This window comes from Serratia sp. YWN4, assembly GCF_055790845.1.
This window is the reverse complement of the sequence record NZ_CM147696.1, coordinates 1,946,261-1,963,702: the sequence shown is the minus strand read 5'-3', so window position 1 is coordinate 1,963,702 and position 17,442 is coordinate 1,946,261. Positions and strand designations below refer to the sequence as shown.

Genomic DNA, 17,442 nt, shown 5'->3' with positions numbered 1-17,442 from the left:
ATGTTAATCAGGCTGCTTAGATTTATTTCTCACAAAAAACATCATCACATTCGTGTGTAAGCGGTATCCATTCATCAATGATTTTCTTACTATTTCTCAGCTACATTTTCTTCATGTGCAATGAAAAAACGGCGCATCTATTTATCACTGACTGATAAAGTGATATTGGAGTTGTAGGCAGAACTGTGTATGCAACAATCTTATATTTCCCTTCTGGACTTATCTCTTCATGAACTTTGTTGAATTCACCATAGAAAGCCACCGGCGACAAGACTATCCAAATCATGAACAGAGCAAAGAAAAAAGATAACTTAATGAATTTTCCTTTTTTCACAATTCAATCTTCCTGTCCTTCTCTAAAAGCGGCAACCATAAACATCAGAAAAAACAAAAAAATCGCCGCGGAATGGTATTTTCTCTGCCATTCGTTAAAATCTGCATTAAAAACCGGTACGAAACCAGAATAATGACTGGCTAACCGTCCAAAAAATCCTGATGTATAACTAGATATATATATTGCTGTTTCGGCTTTAGTGAATATACTTTTCTTTCTCCATACACCCAGCAACTCAGGAATGTCGAGCCCAAGTTTATTATCATCCAGAAAGTCATAAGTATCTTTCAGATAGAAACCAAGACTATCAACTTTAAGAATGTGTTTTCCACTTAACGTGGACGTATAACCTTTTAAGCATATTTTAAGGTTACAGTTACCCATTGCTCCATACCAATCATTTATCGTATCAGCCTTACTACCGATACGCATGAAGTTAACTTGAGCAGTTGCATCCAACGTCTTTACATCATCATAATTACCAATAAAAATACATTTTTTCTCATAGTTACCTAACACCTGCAACCTCTTCCTTAATACTTCTCTTCTATTCAAATTATTCCATCCCGCTGTCAATGCCTTTATTCCAGATGAAATTTTTTCAAAGTTCTTGGCCCATTTCATTGTTACTATACTGTCGTTTACTTTGGATCCATCAATTGTTCGAGCATCAGCATCATTAAGAAAAAATTATGATTTTAAAAATATAGCCAAGTTTTATATTCTTATATAAAACACCCAATATTCTTACTCATACAATTAATCTGTCATACCGTTAGAATCTGAAATGTGCTTCGATTAATTTTTTCATGATAAAAACAACTAAGTATGAAAAAACACCAGACATTGCGATTAATATTACTCTATATGGATTGCCAGAAAACCATAGCCAGAAAAGACAGAGTAAAACAAGAGTGGCAAGAATAACTCCCACTCTAAAAGAAGTAAAGGGGATAACAAAAAGCGATGTGCAAATAATATATACCTGTCATCATTGAAGATGCTTGATTTTGTTGATGAAGAGGATCATGCTTTCATCCCATGAAGATATTTATCACCGCTGAGCAAAAAATCGAACTCGAACGCCGGCATGATTCCAGCCGGGACAAACACGTTTGCGATCGTATTAAAGCCGTCCTTCTCGCCTCCGAAGGTTGGAGTTCGGTCATGATTGCTCAGGCTCTGCGCCTGCATCAGACCACTGTTGACCACCATATCAGTGAATATCTGAATAAAGGGAAATTGAAACCCGAAAATGGTGTCTTCTGATGGCATGCTCAGCGCAGAAAAAACCGAACAGCTTATCAGCCACTTAACTCAACATTTATTCCATCATACTGTCCAGATTGTGGCCTACGTGGCACAAAAATGGGGTGTCATATACAGCGTCCCAGGAATGAACAAATGGCTGCACCGGCACGGCTTCAGCTATAAGAAACCCTCAGGCGTACCCCATAAATTCAGCGAAGAGAAACAGCAACAGTTCATTGAATATTATGAAGAATTAAAAGTTGCCACGAGAGGTGAACCGATCCTTTTTCTGGATGCAGTACATCCGACTCAGGCGACAAAACTGAGCTTCGGCTGGATAAAAAAGGGGGGAAAAAAGACTGTTGAAACAACAGGAAGCCGTACTCGGATGAACATTCTGGGCGCTCTGGATCTGAATGATGCTGCCCATCCAGTCATTCATGATTACGAAACGATTAATGAATACACTATCTGTCTATTTTTCAATGAGATAAGAACATATTATCCCGACTATAATCAACCAATTCATATTATTCTGGATGGAGCGGGGTATAACAAAACAAACCTGGTCAAAGATTGGGCATTTGTCTGCAATATAAAATTGCATTCCCTGCCACCTTACAGCCCCAATCTAAATCCCATAGAACGGTTATGGAAGTTGATGCACGAATGTGCAAGGAACAACCGTTACTTTGCCAGTAAGCCTGATTTCCGAACGGCTATTTTTAACTTTTTTACGACAACGCTCCCTGAGATGGCGGATTCATTATCGTCCCGGCTGAATGACAATTTTCAGGTGCTAAAGCAAGCGTCTTCAAGTTAATCGGGTATATACCCGTGATCATTGAAGATGCTTGATTTTGTTGATGAAGAGGATCATGCTTTCATCCCATGAAGATATTTATCACCGCTGAGCAAAAAATCGAACTCGAACGCCGGCATGATTCCAGCCGGGACAAACACGTTTGCGATCGTATTAAAGCCGTACTTCTCGCCTCCGAAGGTTGGAGTTCGGTCATGATTGCTCAGGCTCTGCGCCTGCATCAGACCACTGTTGACCACCATATCAGCGAATATCTGAATAAAGGGAAGTTGAAACCCGAAAATGGTGGCTCTGATGGCATGCTCAGCACAGAAAAAACCGAACAGCTTATCAGCCACTTAACTCAACATTTATTCCATCATACTGTCCAGATTGTGGCCTACGTGGCACAAAAATGGGGTGTCATATACAGCGTCCCAGGAATGAACAAATGGCTGCACCGGCATGGCTTCAGCTATAAGAAACCCTCAGGCGTACCCCATAAATTCAGTGAAGAGAAACAGCAACAGTTCATTGAATATTATGAAGAATTAAAAGTTGCCACGAGAGGTGAACCGATCCTTTTTCTGGATGCAGTGCATCCGACTCAGGCGACAAAACTGAGCTTCGGCTGGATAAAAAAAGGGGAAAAAAAGACTGTTGAAACAACAGGAAGCCGTACTCGGATGAACATTCTGGGCGCGCTGGATCTGAATGATGCTGCCCATCCAGTCATTCATGATTACGAAACGATTAATGAATACACTATCTGTCAATTTTTCAATGAGATAAGAACATGTTATCCCGACTATAAGCAGCCAATTCATATTATTCTGGATGGCGCGGGGTATAACAAAACAAACCTGGTCAAAGATTGGGCATTTGTCTGCAATATAAAATTGCATTCCCTGCCACCTTACAGCCCCAACTTGAATCCCATAGAACGGTTATGGAAGCTGATGCACGAATGTGCAAGGAACAACCGTTACTTTGCCAGTAAGCCTGATTTCCGAACGGCTATATTTAACTTTTTTACGACAACGCTCCCTGAGATGGCGGGTTCATTATCGTCCCGGCTGAATGACAATTTTCAGGTGCTAAAGCAAGCGTCTTCAAGTTAATCGGGTATATACAAAAAATATATCGCACCCAAAATGAAAAGTGCAATAAAAACCCTTAAGCTCTTCATGCCCTCATCCTTCTATAACAACATTGAAAATAGCCTCATTAATGAATGGGTTACAACCATACCACTTATAACGCTGAAGGATAAACCATGAGCAAAACCAAGGGGAATTTTCAAAACCTTTACCATTCAAATCCCCAACATCTAATCCAAAGTGATCCTGTATTTTAAAAAATACACTCGCCTTAAATTTATCACCAGAAATAGAAATATAATCTAGGAAAGTAGCTATTGAATATGTATCATGAATAGTTATTCCCAAACCATTAAACCAATCATGCTCATCAAACTTTAATGGAGAATTTTGACCAAAGTAGTTTCTACTTGCATCAAATAACACAAGAAATAAATCACTATTCATCATCGATTGATAAAGTGACATTCGAGTTGTTGGCAGGACTGTATATGCAACATACCTTATATTTTCCTTCTAAACTCACCTCTTCATGAACTTTGTTGAATTCACCATAAAAAACTACCGGCGACAATACTATCCAAGCCGTGAATAGATCAAAAAGCAAAGATAACTTAATGAGCTTTGCATTTTTTATAGTCCCTTACCTCCTGTAATTAACAACAAAGCATATCACACATAAATCATTACAAGCATTACCTTCATCACGACATTAATATATAAAAAATAGCCGAATCAACACCCAAAACCATCAATACTCACTCCAAAAAAAATATATCCGAACCAATCATTAATTCAGATACATATCAAATAACCGAATGAAATCACAAACCAAATTTCAATTAAGACCGGCGTATTATTTAATTAACTCCGCGCTGAGTTTCTTATTAATCATATGGCAAATTAAAAATATGAAAATGTAATATACAATACTCAGAGCCACCATTAACATGCCTTTGTACGGCAAAGTAGGGAACCAATAGAAATACATATAAATCACTGTAAAAAATGCAATTAAAATACCAACTTTAGGTCTTGTAAAAACAACCAAAAAGAAAGTAAAAGAGAAAATAATTACCACAGAATTAATTGTAATCCCTGATGATATGTCATGCTTAATGGGGCCGAAATACATTTGGTATATATATATAGCTAAACTATAGCTCACAGCCAATAAAATAGAGCATAGAAATGCAGTTATTACTCTAATAAGTAAAATACTATTTTTTCCAAGTTGCATATTTTTCAAACTCGCTTCTTGTAATTGGTTGTCCAAGTGATACTGGGTCTACCTCTTTAGAGACCTCCTCAACCCTCACTGCCGGATATGTATTCCCACCTTGAGAAGTATGATATTGAAATTTTTTGCTTGCATACAGAGTACCTCTTAAAACAAAGAAGTTATCGTACTCGTTAGAGCTATCTTCTTTTCCTAATAATGCATCAGTTGGAATACCAGTAGCCCAAGTTATCCCCGTCCTCACAGTTGCTGGTATATTATGAAACAAACGAAACGTATCTATAGCAAACGGTATCTGACCCACTGCGTCAGTCCAATATGGCACCCCTTCAATCATAACAAGTAAATACCCAGCACCAGCTATTGGGTTCCCTTTCCAATCACCACTTTGCCCTTTTCGGTATGACAACGAAGGTCTAGCAACCAACGAAAACGAAACAATATCGCCCCACGTAAAATGTTTATATGCGTCCTTCACATCTTCGGACTCATTTACATAAATAAGTTCCCTATAACCATCAGCCAAAGGCTCGAACCATTGGTATTTAAACTGTTCGTAAAGCTCTTGGGCTGTCACTATCTTAAATGAATCCTGCTCTCCTCCTCGCAAAACAAATAAAACATCTGCATTTTTACGGGTTACTATTAAAATATTAGGAGCTTCGACTTCATGTTCTGCCTCATCCTTTTCTGGCGTTGTTTTCCCTTTTATCCCCAACTCTGTCTTTTCATCTTTAGTTACAATCAAGTATGACTCACCATCTACTTCCAGTTTTATTTCCTTCATTAAACCCTCACTTAACTAATAAAGACCCAATATTCAGACTCATTATCGGTCTTACCGATATAAGCATTATTCCCATTGCCAGAAATAATCTCTTTTCCATCCATATTCTCAATACGATAATTGACGGTTGATGAAAAACGAATTTTACGGTCAAAGTACTGAGTGATCATTTTCATCTGTTTTAATGATTCCATTGGCATATCCGCCTTGCCCATCTTCGCCGTGCGTTTCACCTTGCGCACATACTGCGCCGTGGTGCCGTATTCAATCTTACCCATCTCGATTTTCACGTAGCTGCCGCCGCCTATCAGCGTGATGCGCTTCTTACCGGCGAACGAGATATCGTCGGCGGAGCTTAGGGTAAGTTTCTTCTCCGCAAACAGCCGCAGGTTGCCGTTCTGCGCCTGCATCTCTATCGGCCCTTCACCCGCTTTCAGGCTCAGTTGGCCGCTGCGGGCAAACAGACCCATTTTCTCACCGGCCAGCGCCGTCATATTACCCATGACACCAACGCTGATATCGCCCCCGGCGTTGATGGCCACATTTTTACTGGCGGCAAGCTGTAAGTGCTCACCGCTGGTCACCGCTATCCCCTGCGGCGCAGCGAAATGCAGGGTGTCATTCAGCGGCTTCAGCCGCTGCTCAAACATTGCTATCTGGCTGTCGATATCCGCTTTCAGCGCCTCAGCCTGTTCGGCGGCAGCGTTGAGTTGCTGTATCTGGCGTAAGCAGATGTCGATTTCCTTCAGCGCGGTCGCCATGTCCAGCACCTCTCCCTGCGCCTTGGCCTGCCCGTCGGCGCTGATAAACACCCCCTTCGCCACACGTATCACACCGTACTCATCGGTACGCAGTTCAAAGCCCGTTCCACGCGGTTTATCCTGCGCATCCACCAGGTGGCCGCTGTTTAGCTGACTCTTGCCAAATTCCGTGGCGAGCTTGATATGCTCCTCATTGCGCTTGTCCTCCATCCGCAGTTTGCTGTTGGCAGGGGTGCGCAGGACGTTGCAGGTGTGGTTGTCGCGAGTGACGTGGTCCGGGTGTGCCGAGTCGTGCAGCGCATGGGCGATGTAGGGTAAATCAATATCGCCGTTATGATAGGCGATGGCCACTTCCGTGCCATCGATAAGCGGGGTGTGCCAGCCATAAGCCTCTCCGGCATAGGGCTTTGCCTGCCGTAACCACAGATAGGCATAGCCCTGTTCGCGGTCATCATGGTCAAAATCCAGCTTCACCCGATAACGCCCCTGCTCGTCCAGCCAGGCGTAGGTGTCGCGCTGCTCGCGGCTTTCGATGCGCGCAGGCAGCGTGCCGTGGATGTACGGGCGCGGGCATTCAGGGGGACGGTAACCAAAGCGCTCGGTATAGGGCATGCCCCACAGCGACACATGCAGGCGCGAATCGCGCGCGGCGCGGAAGGTGGCCTGTGTAATCAGCATCCCCTCTTTCAGGGCTGTAATGCGATTGCCCTGCGGCTCCAGCACCTGACCGGGTGCAAGATGGGCGGCGTTGCTGAACAGATGCAGGCGGCTGGCGTTATTCAGCTCACGTTCATGAGAAAGGCGGGCGTAGAACGCCCCGCTCTCGGTTTCCGGCTCCAGAGCACCGTCATCACCGGCTTCCCGGTACGGGGCCGCATAGCGGTAATGCTCACCGCTGGTCACCGCTTCGCTGCGTACGCGCACTTGCGCATCCAGCGGGGTGCTGGCGGTGCGGTAGTTGTAATCACGCGTTTTGACCCCGCCCGTGACCGCACGGTGCCAGGTGCGCACGCCCCACACTGACTCTTCTGCGCCATCGTACAGGCCGGCAGGTTCACGGTAGGGCAGTTGGACATCAAACTGATACTGGAGCGGGTGGTCGGCAAACAACAGCTTTTCCTGCTCCGTCGCTGCCTGCATCTCGGAGCGGTACCAGATACCCACCTCCGCGAGAATACGCTGGATAAACTGCAAATCCGTTTCACGCCACTGGGTAATCAGTTCACGCGACGGATAAGTGCATTCCAGTCGAAACTCAAAGTCCGGGCCTTCAAGGCCGTGCGCACGTAATACCTGCTCCACCACCTCCGGTACCGACTGGTTCTGGTAAATGGCACAGCGACGCGTGCGGGAAAGCAAGGCCAGACGGGACTCCAGCGCCACCCGGTAGTGGGACTGGTCGGCAGAAGTGGAAAGCCACTCGAACCCGGTGATGTAATCCATCACTTATTAGGCATTGACTTTTAAACAGGAATAACATGAAACGACAAAACCATGGCCATTACTCTCTGGTTTAGCAAAATAATCGAGCAGAAAACCAAAACCCAGGTTGTTACGGAAGTAATTTTCATTGAAACAACCACCAAACAAAAACATCACCAGGGCAAGATATGCCTTATGGTTACTTTTCTTTACTCCATTTTGTTTACCATACTCATCGGAAAGAAGAATCAGATCATTAACAGCAGTATATCCTAAGAAATCATAGCGCTGTGGGTAAATATAATTTAATAATTTATGTACATCCTCATGATAAGAGTCTTGACTGGTAAAAATGCTCTGCACATTAGTATGATTGAATCGTTCTAAACTTTGATCAAAAAGAACCCCCTTATCACCATAAACCTCATTAAGATAATTGCTAAGCTTAACGTACATAGCCATACTTTTTTCTAACTGAGTCGAAAGGCCATTTAATTGTTCTAACTTCAGCCATTGATGCTGAGGATCATCTCCAAACCCTAAACCCAGTATGATCATCAAATCAATATAAAGCTGTACCGGGCCTCTTTGTGTAAACCCGGATTTCTTCGCTAACGTAATAGACTGTTCAATATAAGAGCAAAACTTCTCTCTACTTTGTGAGGATACCAATGTTGGATACATTGCCTCGCAGTGTGCAAAAACCTCACTAACATAGTTTTTAAAAGACAATGAATTAAGTAATTCGACCTGCTTTTCTCCAAACTCCATCATAAATAGTGCCTTTTAAAAGGTAACGAATTTTCATAGAGGACCGGGTTAATGCTGTACCAATTTCTCTTTATTTCCTTCCCAGCCAGATAAGATAATCCCTGTAAGAATACTCATTATGAGACGAGTACCAAGTTCCTTCTTTATCAACCGTGACACCATCAGTTGAAAAAATAAATCTCCCATTATAAATCTTCCGTAACAACTCCACTTCATATTTTATGTTGTTATGGGTAAATTAAATAAGGAAATAGTCTTTAGTAGATTTTAATGTTTCTTTATCAAACTTCATCTGGAGGCATTCATAATAGAGTTTGCCTTTCATATACTGATTGAACCCCTGACCATTCATACGATTAAGGCCTGATAATTCTAGTAAAAAACCAACCGAATAACTTATCGTATCCTGTAAGGTCAGCGTTACTCCAAAGTCATTTAAATTATCAATAGGAGTATAATATAAATTTAAAATATAGAAGCCATCGAACTTAATATATTGCGATGATTTAAGCCACTCACTGGCATCAAACCACTTACGTTTAGTTGGCCACTCAAAGTCCGTCTCATGCTCTGGTGTTACAAGAATAGCCATTTGATATTGTTGCATATAGCTATAATATGTTCCACCACCAATAACCATCGTAATAAGTATGATGACTATGTAGTAACGTTTCTTTAAACGTAACAGCCTACCCAACTTAACACCCCCACGATAAATAATCGTCTGTAATTAAAAGTTAGAAAAGCCTCTACACCTCAGTACAAAATCACTTTTCCTTTATTGCTTTCCCTGCCAGATAATCTTTATAAGAATATCTATTGAGAGACGAATACCAAGCCCCTGCTTTATCAACCGTGGAACCATTAGTCAAAAACAAGAACTTTCCATTGTAAATTGTTCGCAATAGCTGCACCTCATATTTTACATCTTTATAGGAGAAGTAAATCAGAAAATAGTCCTCAGTAGGTATTAATGTCTCTTTATTGAATTTAGTTCTCAAATATTCATAAGATAGTTTTCCTTTCATATATTGATGAAACTCCTGAGCCTCCATACGATGCAGACCTGACAATTTTGGTGTAAAACTCACTGAATCATTTATCGCGTCCTGTAATGCTAGTGTTATTCCAAAACCATTGATATCATCGATAGGGATATATTTAAGATTTAATACATTAAAATCACTTACTTTAATATATTGAGGTGTTTTAAGCCATTTACTAGCATCAAACCACTTGCGCTTGCTTGGCCACTCTGGATCACTTTCACTATCCGGGGTTACAAAAACAGCCATTTGATATGGTTGCATAGACATATAATACCCTCCACTTAATAAAATAATTAAAAAAAACACAATGGCAATATAGTGCCATTTTTTATTTAACTTAATCACTTTGCCACTCCATAGGTTGGTATGATTGCAACCCTTTTTTCAACCCAGCAGGAGTATCCCCTGTGGTTGGAAATCGCCAGGCACCATTAGGGGCTATTGGACCACCAAGTTCTTGATTTTCTTCTCTAGTTTTAATATCCTTACTCCTCCTTACATTCTCTTCATAATTCTCAGGCTTCTGCGGCATTTTAATATCTTTATTTCCTTTAGCTACCTCCTCTCGATATTGCATCATTTCAGCTTCGTATCTTTTAATGGTTTTATCGTATCCCGTAGCCGCTTTTATTTCCTTATCCGTACCATAAATACCAACATAACTGGAACGCATTTCAAAGGCTTTCACCTTCACATCCCAGGTATTCGCCATCTTCTGGGCCGGGCTTTGCGCTTGCCCTGCGTCTTTGCCAGTCAGATCGCTGCTATCCACTGATATGCCAGCACGACAGGCATAGGTGACAATTTCTGCATCATAATCAAAAGTCGACTCATGCACTTTATCAATATCACTAATGTTAAACTCGCCAGCCTCTTCGTTATCGCCAGCATAGTGGTACGTGGCTATATTGATTATACCGTGGCAAAATATAATCAACTTTTTAATAAGTCGCTTCTTCTCCTTGCGTTTGTTAAGGAAGTCAATTAGTTCATTTTTGTTTCTGACATAAACAACACGAGAGTTCAAATTTTTAGCATATTTGTTAATGATTTCAATATCGTTTTGAGTGTAACCCCGCTGGAAAACCACCATGATCCGTTGTAACGCATAATCCCCCAGGCTTGGCGCAGGGAACTCTCTCAACTGCCGAATGCCACAGTTGATAAAGCGGTATTGATTACCTTTACTTTCTTCCGTAAGGCCATACCCACCTTGCCAGCGCCAGTCCCTTGGAGCAGTCCTGGCTGCGACCACGGTGATATAATCATAACCGTTGCAATAGGGCACCTCTTTTTTAGGAGAGCCTGGTGCTGTCACAAGGTGGACTTCTCTTTCTTCTCTTTCTTTTAATGAGCCAAATTTATTACCACGCCGCCGGTATCCTTCGGCTAACTTGCCGACCAGTGCAGTCACTTTCTCAGGCTTTGCGGTAGCAATGCGTTGTGTCTCACCCAGCGCATCCGTCTTGCCTTGAGTGTTTTGTTTTTCATCTTTAAAAATAAAATGCCAAGGTACAGCGCTTAATTTGACCTTACTTCCGTCAACGGGTATTAATTTAATCTGGTGTGTGAATTGCTGATTACATTTCACACCAGCCTCACGGATCTCCCCAGTACAGTTAGGCATCTTTGTCGGATCTAATGATTCGTATCCCGCCATTATCATTCCTTTATCTGCTAACAGAATTATTCCATAACACGTTTTACATTAAAGCCTTCGAGTCATGCTGGTAACTCTCCACTTTACCGTCATGAAGAAACATCCACTCTCTTGTATATTTCATTAACATCATCATTTGATCGGGTGATAAAAGCGCCGGGATCTCCTTCAACACACGGCAATCATAGAAACGAAAAATACCGGTCTGCTTGCCTGGAAGCGTAACCATCATGCAGGTGCCAAGGTGTCGGGCAAGCGATACAAAAGGGTGTTCACTGATAATCCAGGATACTGCAGGAAGTTTTTTCTCAAGTTCACCGAGCCTCAGGAACCAGGTCTCTGGTAACTCCACCATATCCAGCAACCAGGGGCCCGCAAAGGCGAGTTCTTTATCTTCAGGCAAACTGAATAATGAGCATATCCCTGTTTCTTCGTTTAATTCTTCATCGTTTTTACGGTCATACTGGATACCATCCACTAGGGCATACAACTTCACTCCCTTTGGCTCCATTCTCAGTTTTATCAGTTCCCGAAGAGCAAAATGCTGTTCTTCCATGATCAGTTTCCTCTCAGAACAATAGGTGTACCGTTGGTTGCGGCATCCATTAAACAGCGCAAGCAGAGGCCTTTGTTTCTGAAGGGGAGAGGTAACACTGCCGCCCCCATCTTCGCCGTGCGTTTCACCTTGCGCACATACTGCGCCGTGGTGCCGTATTCAATCTTCCCCATCTCGATTTTCACGTAGCTGCCGCCGCCTATCAGCGTGATGCGCTTCTTCCCAGCAAACGAGATATCATCGGCCGAGTTGAGCGTCAGCTTTTTCTCCGCAAACAGCCGCAGGTTGCCGTTCTGCGCCTGCATCTCTATCGGCCCTTCACCCGCTTTCAGGCTCAGTTGCCCACTGCGGGCAAACAGCCCCAGCTTCTCACCGGCCAGCGCCGTCATATTGCCCATGACGCCAACGCTGATATCGCCTCCGGCGTTGATGGCCACGTTTTTGCTGGCAGCCAGTTGCAGGTGTTCACCGCTGGTCACGGCTATCCCCTGCGGTGCCGAGAAATGCAGGGTGTCATTCAATGGTTTCAGCCGCTGCTCAAACATCGCCAACTGGCTGTCGATATCCGCTTTCAGCGCTTCGGCCTGTTCGGCGGCGGCGTTGAGCTGCTGTATCTGGCGTAAGCAGATGTCGATTTCCTTCAGCGCGGTTGCCATGTCCAGCACCTCGCCCTGTGCCTTGGCCTGCCCGTCGGCGCTGATAAACAGCCCCTTGGCAACGCGTATCACCCCGTACTCATCGGTGCGCAGTTCAAAGCCCGTTCCACGCGGTTTATCCTGTGCATCCACCAGGTGGCCGCTGTTTAGCTGGCTCTTGCCAAATTCCGTGGCGAGCTTGATATGCTCCTCATTGCGCTTATCCTCCATCCACAGTTTGCTGTTGGCTGGGGTGCGCAGGACGTTGCGGGTGTGGTTGTCGCGGGTGACGTGGTCTGGGTGTGCCGAGTCGTGCAGCGCATGGGCGATATAGGGTAAATCGATATCGCCGTTATGATAGGCGATGGCCACTTCCGTGCCATCGATAAGCGGGGTGTGCCAGCCGTAAACCTCTCCGGCATAGGGCTTTGCCTGCCGTAACCACAGGTAGGCATAACCCTGTTCGGTGCTGTTGCGGTCAAAATCCAGCCTGACCCGATAACGGCCCTGCTCGTCCAGCCAGGCGTAGGTATCGTGCTTCTCCCTGCTCTCGATGCGCGCAGGCAGGGTGCCGTGGATGTGTGGGCGCGGCAATTCAGAGGGGCGGTAGCCAAAGCGTTCTGTATAAGGCATGCCCCACAGCGACACATGCAGGCGGGAGTCGCGCGCGGCGCGGAAGGTGGCCTGTGTAATCAGCATGCCCTCTTTCAGCGCCTTAATGCTGTTGCCCTGCGGCTCCAGCACCTGACCGGGGGCCAGGTGGGCGGCGTTGCTGAACAGATGCAGGCGGCTGGCGTTATTCAGCTCACGTTCATGAGAAAGGCGGGCGTAGAACGCCCCGCTCTCGGTTTCCGGCTCCAGAGCACCGTCATCACCGGCTTCCCGGTACGGGGCCGCATAGCGGTAATGCTCACCGCTGGTCACCGCTTCGCTGCGTACGCGCACTTGCGCATCCAGCGGGGTGCTGGCGGTGCGGTAGTTGTAATCACGCGTTTTGACCCCGCCCGTGACCGCACGGTGCCAGGTGCGCACGCCCCACACTGACTCTTCTGCGCCATCGTACAGGCCGGCAGGTTCACGGTAGGGCAGTTGGACATCAAACTGATACTGGAGCGGGTGGTCGGCAAACAACAGCTTTTCCTGCTCCGTCGCTGCCTGCATCTCGGAGCGGTACCAGATACCCACCTCCGCGAGAATACGCTGGATAAACTGCAAATCCGTTTCACGCCACTGGGTGATCAGTTCACGCGGTGGATAGGTGCATTCCAGACGAAACTCAAAGTCCGGGCCTTCAAGGCCGTGGGCACGTAACACCTGCACCACCACCTCCGGCACCGACTGATTCTGGTAAATGGCGCAACGGCGAGTGCGGGAAAGCAAGGCCAGGCGCGACTCCAGCGCCACCCGATAGTGTGACTGGTCGGCAGAGGTGGAAAGCCACTCAAACCCGGTGATGATGCCGTGCACTAGCTTGCCGCTGCGCATCCGCAGGCTGGCGTACTTCATCAGCACCTGCTCAGGCGCAATATCGGCCTGCGGGGTGGTGAATTCAATCTGCCAGCTAAACGGCGTGCTCAGTGCCTCCCGGCCACGCAAGCGCAACACATCAGGCTGAACCGGGCTGTCGCTTATTTCAAGCATATAGCGTGACTGACTGTCGAAACCTTGCCATCCATTGTCCATTACCCTACTCCTTTACCGGCACCAGACTGAGGAAGCCATCCGCCAGTTCGATAGTCCGTGGTTTATCCGGATCAAGCTCGTCACGGCGCAACACCAAGCGCCAGCCGTTTTTCTTGAGATCCGGACGGTTGAACAACCCCACCACTGCCACATACTGGGCGTTCTCGTCCATCGGCATGTTCAACGTCACACTGCCCTGCGGCATCACCAACAGGGATTTGGACACCAACAGGTCATCCTTCAGGATCTTGTCGGCATTGCGCAACAGCATTGGATAACTCGCCTCATCCACCGCCTTGCAGTCCTTCAACTGATACACCCACACCATGGTGGCCAGCGGCGTTTGCGCCCCATCGGCGTTGATGGCCGTGCGTGGGGCAAAATCCAGATGCAGCGTTTTGATCTGCTTATAAAAAATGGCCTTCGTCGCATTGACGGTGCCGTCCTTGACGGTCTGGGTCAGACCACAGCCTGCCAGCAGGGTGCACGCCATCAGCGTCAACGCCCGCCACCCGATTTGTGTTGCCATTCAGGAGTTCCTTTCGATTGTTCGTTTATTCAAAGCGGTAATGGCCGTCTTCTGCCGGGGATAATGCGCTGCATTGCAGCCCTTCGTAGCAGCCCAGACTGACGGTCAGGGTTTCACGGTGATTGCTGAGCTTGCCGTCTTTCAACCCCAGCAGGCCGGTGCGCCCCAGTTGAACACGGCGGCTTTTTGTCAGCCGTGGCTCCGGCAACAGCCGTACCGGAATGGTCAGGCGCAGCCGCACATCGCTGCGATAACCCAGGTAGACGCGCATCAGCACCAGCAGATCGGTATGCAACTGCCCCCCTGGGAGCCAACCTGCCGCCTCGGTCGGGTTCTCGGTGAAGAGCGTGACCAACACGCGGCTATTAGCCTCTTTCCCGGTTTTGCCGAGCGACGCCCGTTGGGCCAGTGCGACCCGATTACCCTGCCCCAGACCACTGCGATTGGCTATCGCTATCTTTACCGGATCGTGCTCTGCAACCCTGGCGTCGGTCTCCGGGGCCAGCAGGCTGACCAGCGCGCGGATCCCTTCAGCATTACGGGTGGGTAAACGCATGGTGCCCAACAGCGCCAGAAAGCGCGATACCGGCGTGGCAACCTGCTCTGCCGTACCCGGGATCCCCAACCCCACCAGCCCCAACAGGCACTGCGAAGTGGCGTCGGTACCGCCCGCCTCGAACGTGGCCGGATAGGCATATTTGCGCCAGATGCGGTAATACTGGGTGGTGATCCGGTGGCTGAAGATATCCAGAAAGGCAGTGACGGCCTCGTGCCCTTCCTGCTGCTGGGCAATATCATCCAGATAGCTACTGGGCAGCGGGGAGTCAACGCCGTACATCCCAAGAAAGGTGGTCCGCACGGTGGGCGGCAACGCCGGATTATCGGGGTCCGTCTCCACTGCTTTTAATTCACGGACCGGAAACCCCATACCCCGCCAGGGGCGGAAACGCACCGGATCGCTACCGGGATGACTGGTTGCTCCCAGCTTGGGCCCCTCGGGGTTTTCCTGCTCCAGCAACTGGCAGAAACGGTAAAAATTGGCCCGCCAGATCTCCTTGTTGAGGTAGAGCGTCAGCCCGGTACGTGCTGACTGTGGTTCTCGCGCCATCTCAGTCGTTTCCCTGTAGGTTGCAGCACCAGCGTGAGCTGGTTGAAAAGATGAATATCCGCATACAGCGCAAAGAAACGGTGCAGCATTTCACCAAACAGATTCACATCGCCTTCGCCCGCAAAGTCATCACTGTTAAGCGTGATTTCGATGTCCACGCCCCGCAGCATAAAGCCCTTTTCAAAGCGGCGGATAAGGGTGTGTTTTACCGCCACAATCGCGGCCAGGCGACGGCGGTTCATCTCGTCATCGGTCCAGTCATACAGCGCCAGGGTACCCCGCAACACTTCGGGGTTATCCATCATGCTGAGGAAGTTCGATCCCAGATGGCTCATCACCCGCCAGTGAAAGCGATCGTTGGCCGGGGGATACAGTGGCAGTGTCGGCGCTGACAGGTTCAGTACCTTGACGGGAACCTTTCCGGCTTTAACCACCCGGCTTAACAGGGTGCTTTCCAGCGCCTTGCGCGGAAGCTGGCCGTTGGTGCCGGTGAGCTGTAGGGAGAGCGATTCCGGTTTTGCCGCCAACTGCTCCAGCTCGAAGGAGCGCCCGCCGAGGATCAGCCAGGTATCGTACAGGCCGGAAGGCCCGCGTTTAACCCGGGTGTGGTAGTAACGCTCCGGTGCATCGTGGCGCATCATGCCGCCCCGGTGACGGAAGCTGGTGAAGGGAACATAGGGGTGTTTGCCGTTTTTCACCGCGCCATGGATCTGATCCACGCTGTAGATTTCGGTATGGCCGTCCTGCAAACGCAGGGGGCGTAGCAGGTACTCATTTTCCAGCGGATCGGGCGTTAGCGGATCGGCCTCCAGCGGGAACAGGTTGATCACCGGTGCGCAATGCAGGCGGAAGTTTTCTGTTTCAAACGGCAGGTCAGACGACCAGGCCTCGCTGAGAACGATATCGATTTCAAACCAGCGGCTGTCGGGGTTAAGACCGAGGGTTTCCAGCCCGCGCAGCTCCACAAACATAAACTTCGGGCGGAAGCTGAAATATTCCAGCAGCAGTTGATAACCACTGAAAGCGCTATCACCTTTCGGCCACAGGCGATCCTTATCATCAAAGCCCATCGGTTTGCACCAACCGTCAAACTGCTGGCGATCCGCACGTGTTCCAGCATGGCGGGCATACATGGCATGCACGCGGCGGGTCATCGCCAGATGCAGCGCCGCGCTGACCGGGCTTTCCGCGTTGAGGTAGATAGCAACCTTGTCGATCCCGGCTTTAGACCAGTCTACCTTTTCACTGCATTCAAAACGCAGCCGAATAGCAGAACGCCCGTCGTTTTCGGTCTGTAGACGAGCATCGGCAAGGTGCAGTGGCTGCAATGTGAGTTCGCGCGTCGTGCGGTACTGGCATTGGGTTTGATGGGGCCCGACCGGATGGGACAGCACAGAGAACCCTTCCGGCAGAGACTCTGCCTGGCGCAGGTGCTGCCATTCAGGGGCAAACTCGACAATCGCCAGTGACGGGATAGTACGCATGTAATGCGGCCAGAGCAGGCTAACCAGCCCTTCGGTCAGTTCTGGCAGATCGTCATCAAGCTTTTCACGCAGGCGGCCCATCAGGAAGGCAAAGCCCTCGAACAGGCGCTCCACGTAAGGATCGCGGGCACCCGGTTTATCCAGATTGAGCATGGCAGCCCGATCGGGGTGGGCACGGGTAAATTCTTTACCGGCCTCGCGCAGGTAACGCATTTCGGCTTCATAGTAGCGCAGGGTCAAATCATCCATGCACAGGATCCCTAAACGTTG

General features: G+C 47.7%; 15 protein-coding genes and 1 pseudogene. 2 read left to right on the top strand and 14 right to left on the bottom strand.

Translation table 11 applies throughout. The annotated features are described in order from the left end of the window. Window positions 1–100: 100 nt before the first annotated feature. Both ACX9GT_RS09190 and ACX9GT_RS09185 read right to left on the bottom strand, forming a co-directional pair. A complete protein-coding gene (locus tag ACX9GT_RS09190; protein WP_473191544.1) occupies window positions 101–286 on the bottom strand; it encodes a DUF6201 family protein in 186 nt (61 codons plus the stop codon). Between the two features lie 51 nt (window positions 287–337). Next, window positions 338–958 (bottom strand): DUF6402 family protein, encoded by a 621-nt coding sequence (locus tag ACX9GT_RS09185; RefSeq protein WP_473190790.1) that lies wholly within the window; start codon window positions 956–958, stop codon window positions 338–340. Window positions 959–1,375: 417 nt separating this feature from the next. Between ACX9GT_RS09185 and ACX9GT_RS09180 the strand changes: the two are divergent. Continuing rightward, window positions 1,376–2,408, top strand: a pseudogene (locus ACX9GT_RS09180) (IS630 family transposase). A gap of 68 nt (window positions 2,409–2,476) precedes the next feature. Continuing rightward, on the top strand, window positions 2,477–3,508 hold the full coding sequence (locus ACX9GT_RS09175; protein ID WP_473187389.1) for an IS630 family transposase: 1,032 nt from the start codon (window positions 2,477–2,479) through the stop codon (window positions 3,506–3,508). 72 nt (window positions 3,509–3,580) lie between these two features. Here ACX9GT_RS09175 and ACX9GT_RS09170 read toward each other — a convergent pair whose 3' ends face one another. The 12 genes from ACX9GT_RS09170 to tssF form a co-directional block, all read right to left on the bottom strand. Then, window positions 3,581–3,955 carry a DUF3289 family protein gene (locus ACX9GT_RS09170; protein WP_473190789.1) on the bottom strand — a complete coding sequence of 125 codons (375 nt, stop codon included), beginning with the start codon at window positions 3,953–3,955 and terminating at the stop codon, window positions 3,581–3,583. A 752-nt stretch (window positions 3,956–4,707) separates the two neighbouring features. Next, window positions 4,708–5,514, bottom strand: a complete 807-nt coding sequence (locus ACX9GT_RS09165; protein ID WP_473190788.1) for a hypothetical protein — start codon at window positions 5,512–5,514, stop codon at window positions 4,708–4,710. 11 nt (window positions 5,515–5,525) lie between these two features. Further along, entirely contained in the window at window positions 5,526–7,718 is a 2,193-nt protein-coding gene (locus ACX9GT_RS09160) for a type VI secretion system Vgr family protein (RefSeq protein WP_473191543.1), read from the bottom strand. Between the two features lie 6 nt (window positions 7,719–7,724). Continuing rightward, window positions 7,725–8,471 carry a hypothetical protein gene (locus tag ACX9GT_RS09155; protein ID WP_473190787.1) on the bottom strand — a complete coding sequence of 249 codons (747 nt, stop codon included), beginning with the start codon at window positions 8,469–8,471 and terminating at the stop codon, window positions 7,725–7,727. Window positions 8,472–8,706: 235 nt separating this feature from the next. Next, window positions 8,707–9,075 (bottom strand): hypothetical protein, encoded by a 369-nt coding sequence (locus ACX9GT_RS09150; protein ID WP_473190786.1) that lies wholly within the window; start codon window positions 9,073–9,075, stop codon window positions 8,707–8,709. 160 nt (window positions 9,076–9,235) lie between these two features. Next, window positions 9,236–9,862, bottom strand: coding sequence for a hypothetical protein (locus ACX9GT_RS09145; protein WP_473190785.1), 627 nt, complete (start codon window positions 9,860–9,862; stop codon window positions 9,236–9,238). Continuing rightward, window positions 9,855–11,177: a hypothetical protein gene (locus tag ACX9GT_RS09140; RefSeq protein ID WP_473190784.1), complete on the bottom strand. Its 1,323-nt coding sequence runs from the start codon at window positions 11,175–11,177 to the stop codon at window positions 9,855–9,857. The genes ACX9GT_RS09145 and ACX9GT_RS09140 overlap by 8 nt, the downstream gene beginning before the upstream one ends. Window positions 11,178–11,220: 43 nt before the next feature. Next, entirely contained in the window at window positions 11,221–11,733 is a 513-nt protein-coding gene (locus tag ACX9GT_RS09135; RefSeq protein ID WP_473190783.1) for a DUF4123 domain-containing protein, read from the bottom strand. A 2-nt stretch (window positions 11,734–11,735) separates the two neighbouring features. Further along, window positions 11,736–14,051, bottom strand: coding sequence for a type VI secretion system Vgr family protein (locus ACX9GT_RS09130; protein ID WP_473190782.1), 2,316 nt, complete (start codon window positions 14,049–14,051; stop codon window positions 11,736–11,738). Window positions 14,052–14,055: 4 nt separating this feature from the next. Then, the gene (tssJ, locus tag ACX9GT_RS09125; protein WP_473190781.1) at window positions 14,056–14,580 is read right to left on the bottom strand and encodes a type VI secretion system lipoprotein TssJ; all 525 of its coding nucleotides are present in this window, start codon (window positions 14,578–14,580) and stop codon (window positions 14,056–14,058) included. Window positions 14,581–14,605: 25 nt separating this feature from the next. After that, complete coding sequence (gene tssG / locus ACX9GT_RS09120; RefSeq protein WP_473190780.1) at window positions 14,606–15,688, bottom strand: type VI secretion system baseplate subunit TssG; 1,083 nt, start codon at window positions 15,686–15,688, stop codon at window positions 14,606–14,608. Then, window positions 15,652–17,421 (bottom strand): type VI secretion system baseplate subunit TssF, encoded by a 1,770-nt coding sequence (gene tssF / locus ACX9GT_RS09115; RefSeq protein WP_473190779.1) that lies wholly within the window; start codon window positions 17,419–17,421, stop codon window positions 15,652–15,654. The genes tssG and tssF overlap by 37 nt, the downstream gene beginning before the upstream one ends. Window positions 17,422–17,442 lie beyond the last annotated feature (21 nt).

Coding starts and splice junctions, on each gene's coding strand:
- ACX9GT_RS09190 (WP_473191544.1), bottom strand. CDS start 286: ATGATTTGGATAGTCTTGTCGCCGGTGGCTTTCTATGGTGAATTCAAC.
- ACX9GT_RS09185 (WP_473190790.1), bottom strand. CDS start 958: ATGAAATGGGCCAAGAACTTTGAAAAAATTTCATCTGGAATAAAGGCA.
- ACX9GT_RS09175 (WP_473187389.1), top strand. CDS start 2,477: ATGAAGATATTTATCACCGCTGAGCAAAAAATCGAACTCGAACGCCGG.
- ACX9GT_RS09170 (WP_473190789.1), bottom strand. CDS start 3,955: ATGTCACTTTATCAATCGATGATGAATAGTGATTTATTTCTTGTGTTA.
- ACX9GT_RS09165 (WP_473190788.1), bottom strand. CDS start 5,514: ATGAAGGAAATAAAACTGGAAGTAGATGGTGAGTCATACTTGATTGTA.
- ACX9GT_RS09160 (WP_473191543.1), bottom strand. CDS start 7,718: ATGGATTACATCACCGGGTTCGAGTGGCTTTCCACTTCTGCCGACCAG.
- ACX9GT_RS09155 (WP_473190787.1), bottom strand. CDS start 8,471: ATGATGGAGTTTGGAGAAAAGCAGGTCGAATTACTTAATTCATTGTCT.
- ACX9GT_RS09150 (WP_473190786.1), bottom strand. CDS start 9,075: ATGCAACAATATCAAATGGCTATTCTTGTAACACCAGAGCATGAGACG.
- ACX9GT_RS09140 (WP_473190784.1), bottom strand. CDS start 11,177: ATGGCGGGATACGAATCATTAGATCCGACAAAGATGCCTAACTGTACT.
- ACX9GT_RS09135 (WP_473190783.1), bottom strand. CDS start 11,733: ATGGAAGAACAGCATTTTGCTCTTCGGGAACTGATAAAACTGAGAATG.
- ACX9GT_RS09130 (WP_473190782.1), bottom strand. CDS start 14,051: ATGGACAATGGATGGCAAGGTTTCGACAGTCAGTCACGCTATATGCTT.
- tssJ (WP_473190781.1), bottom strand. CDS start 14,580: ATGGCAACACAAATCGGGTGGCGGGCGTTGACGCTGATGGCGTGCACC.
- tssG (WP_473190780.1), bottom strand. CDS start 15,688: ATGGCGCGAGAACCACAGTCAGCACGTACCGGGCTGACGCTCTACCTC.
- tssF (WP_473190779.1), bottom strand. CDS start 17,421: ATGGATGATTTGACCCTGCGCTACTATGAAGCCGAAATGCGTTACCTG.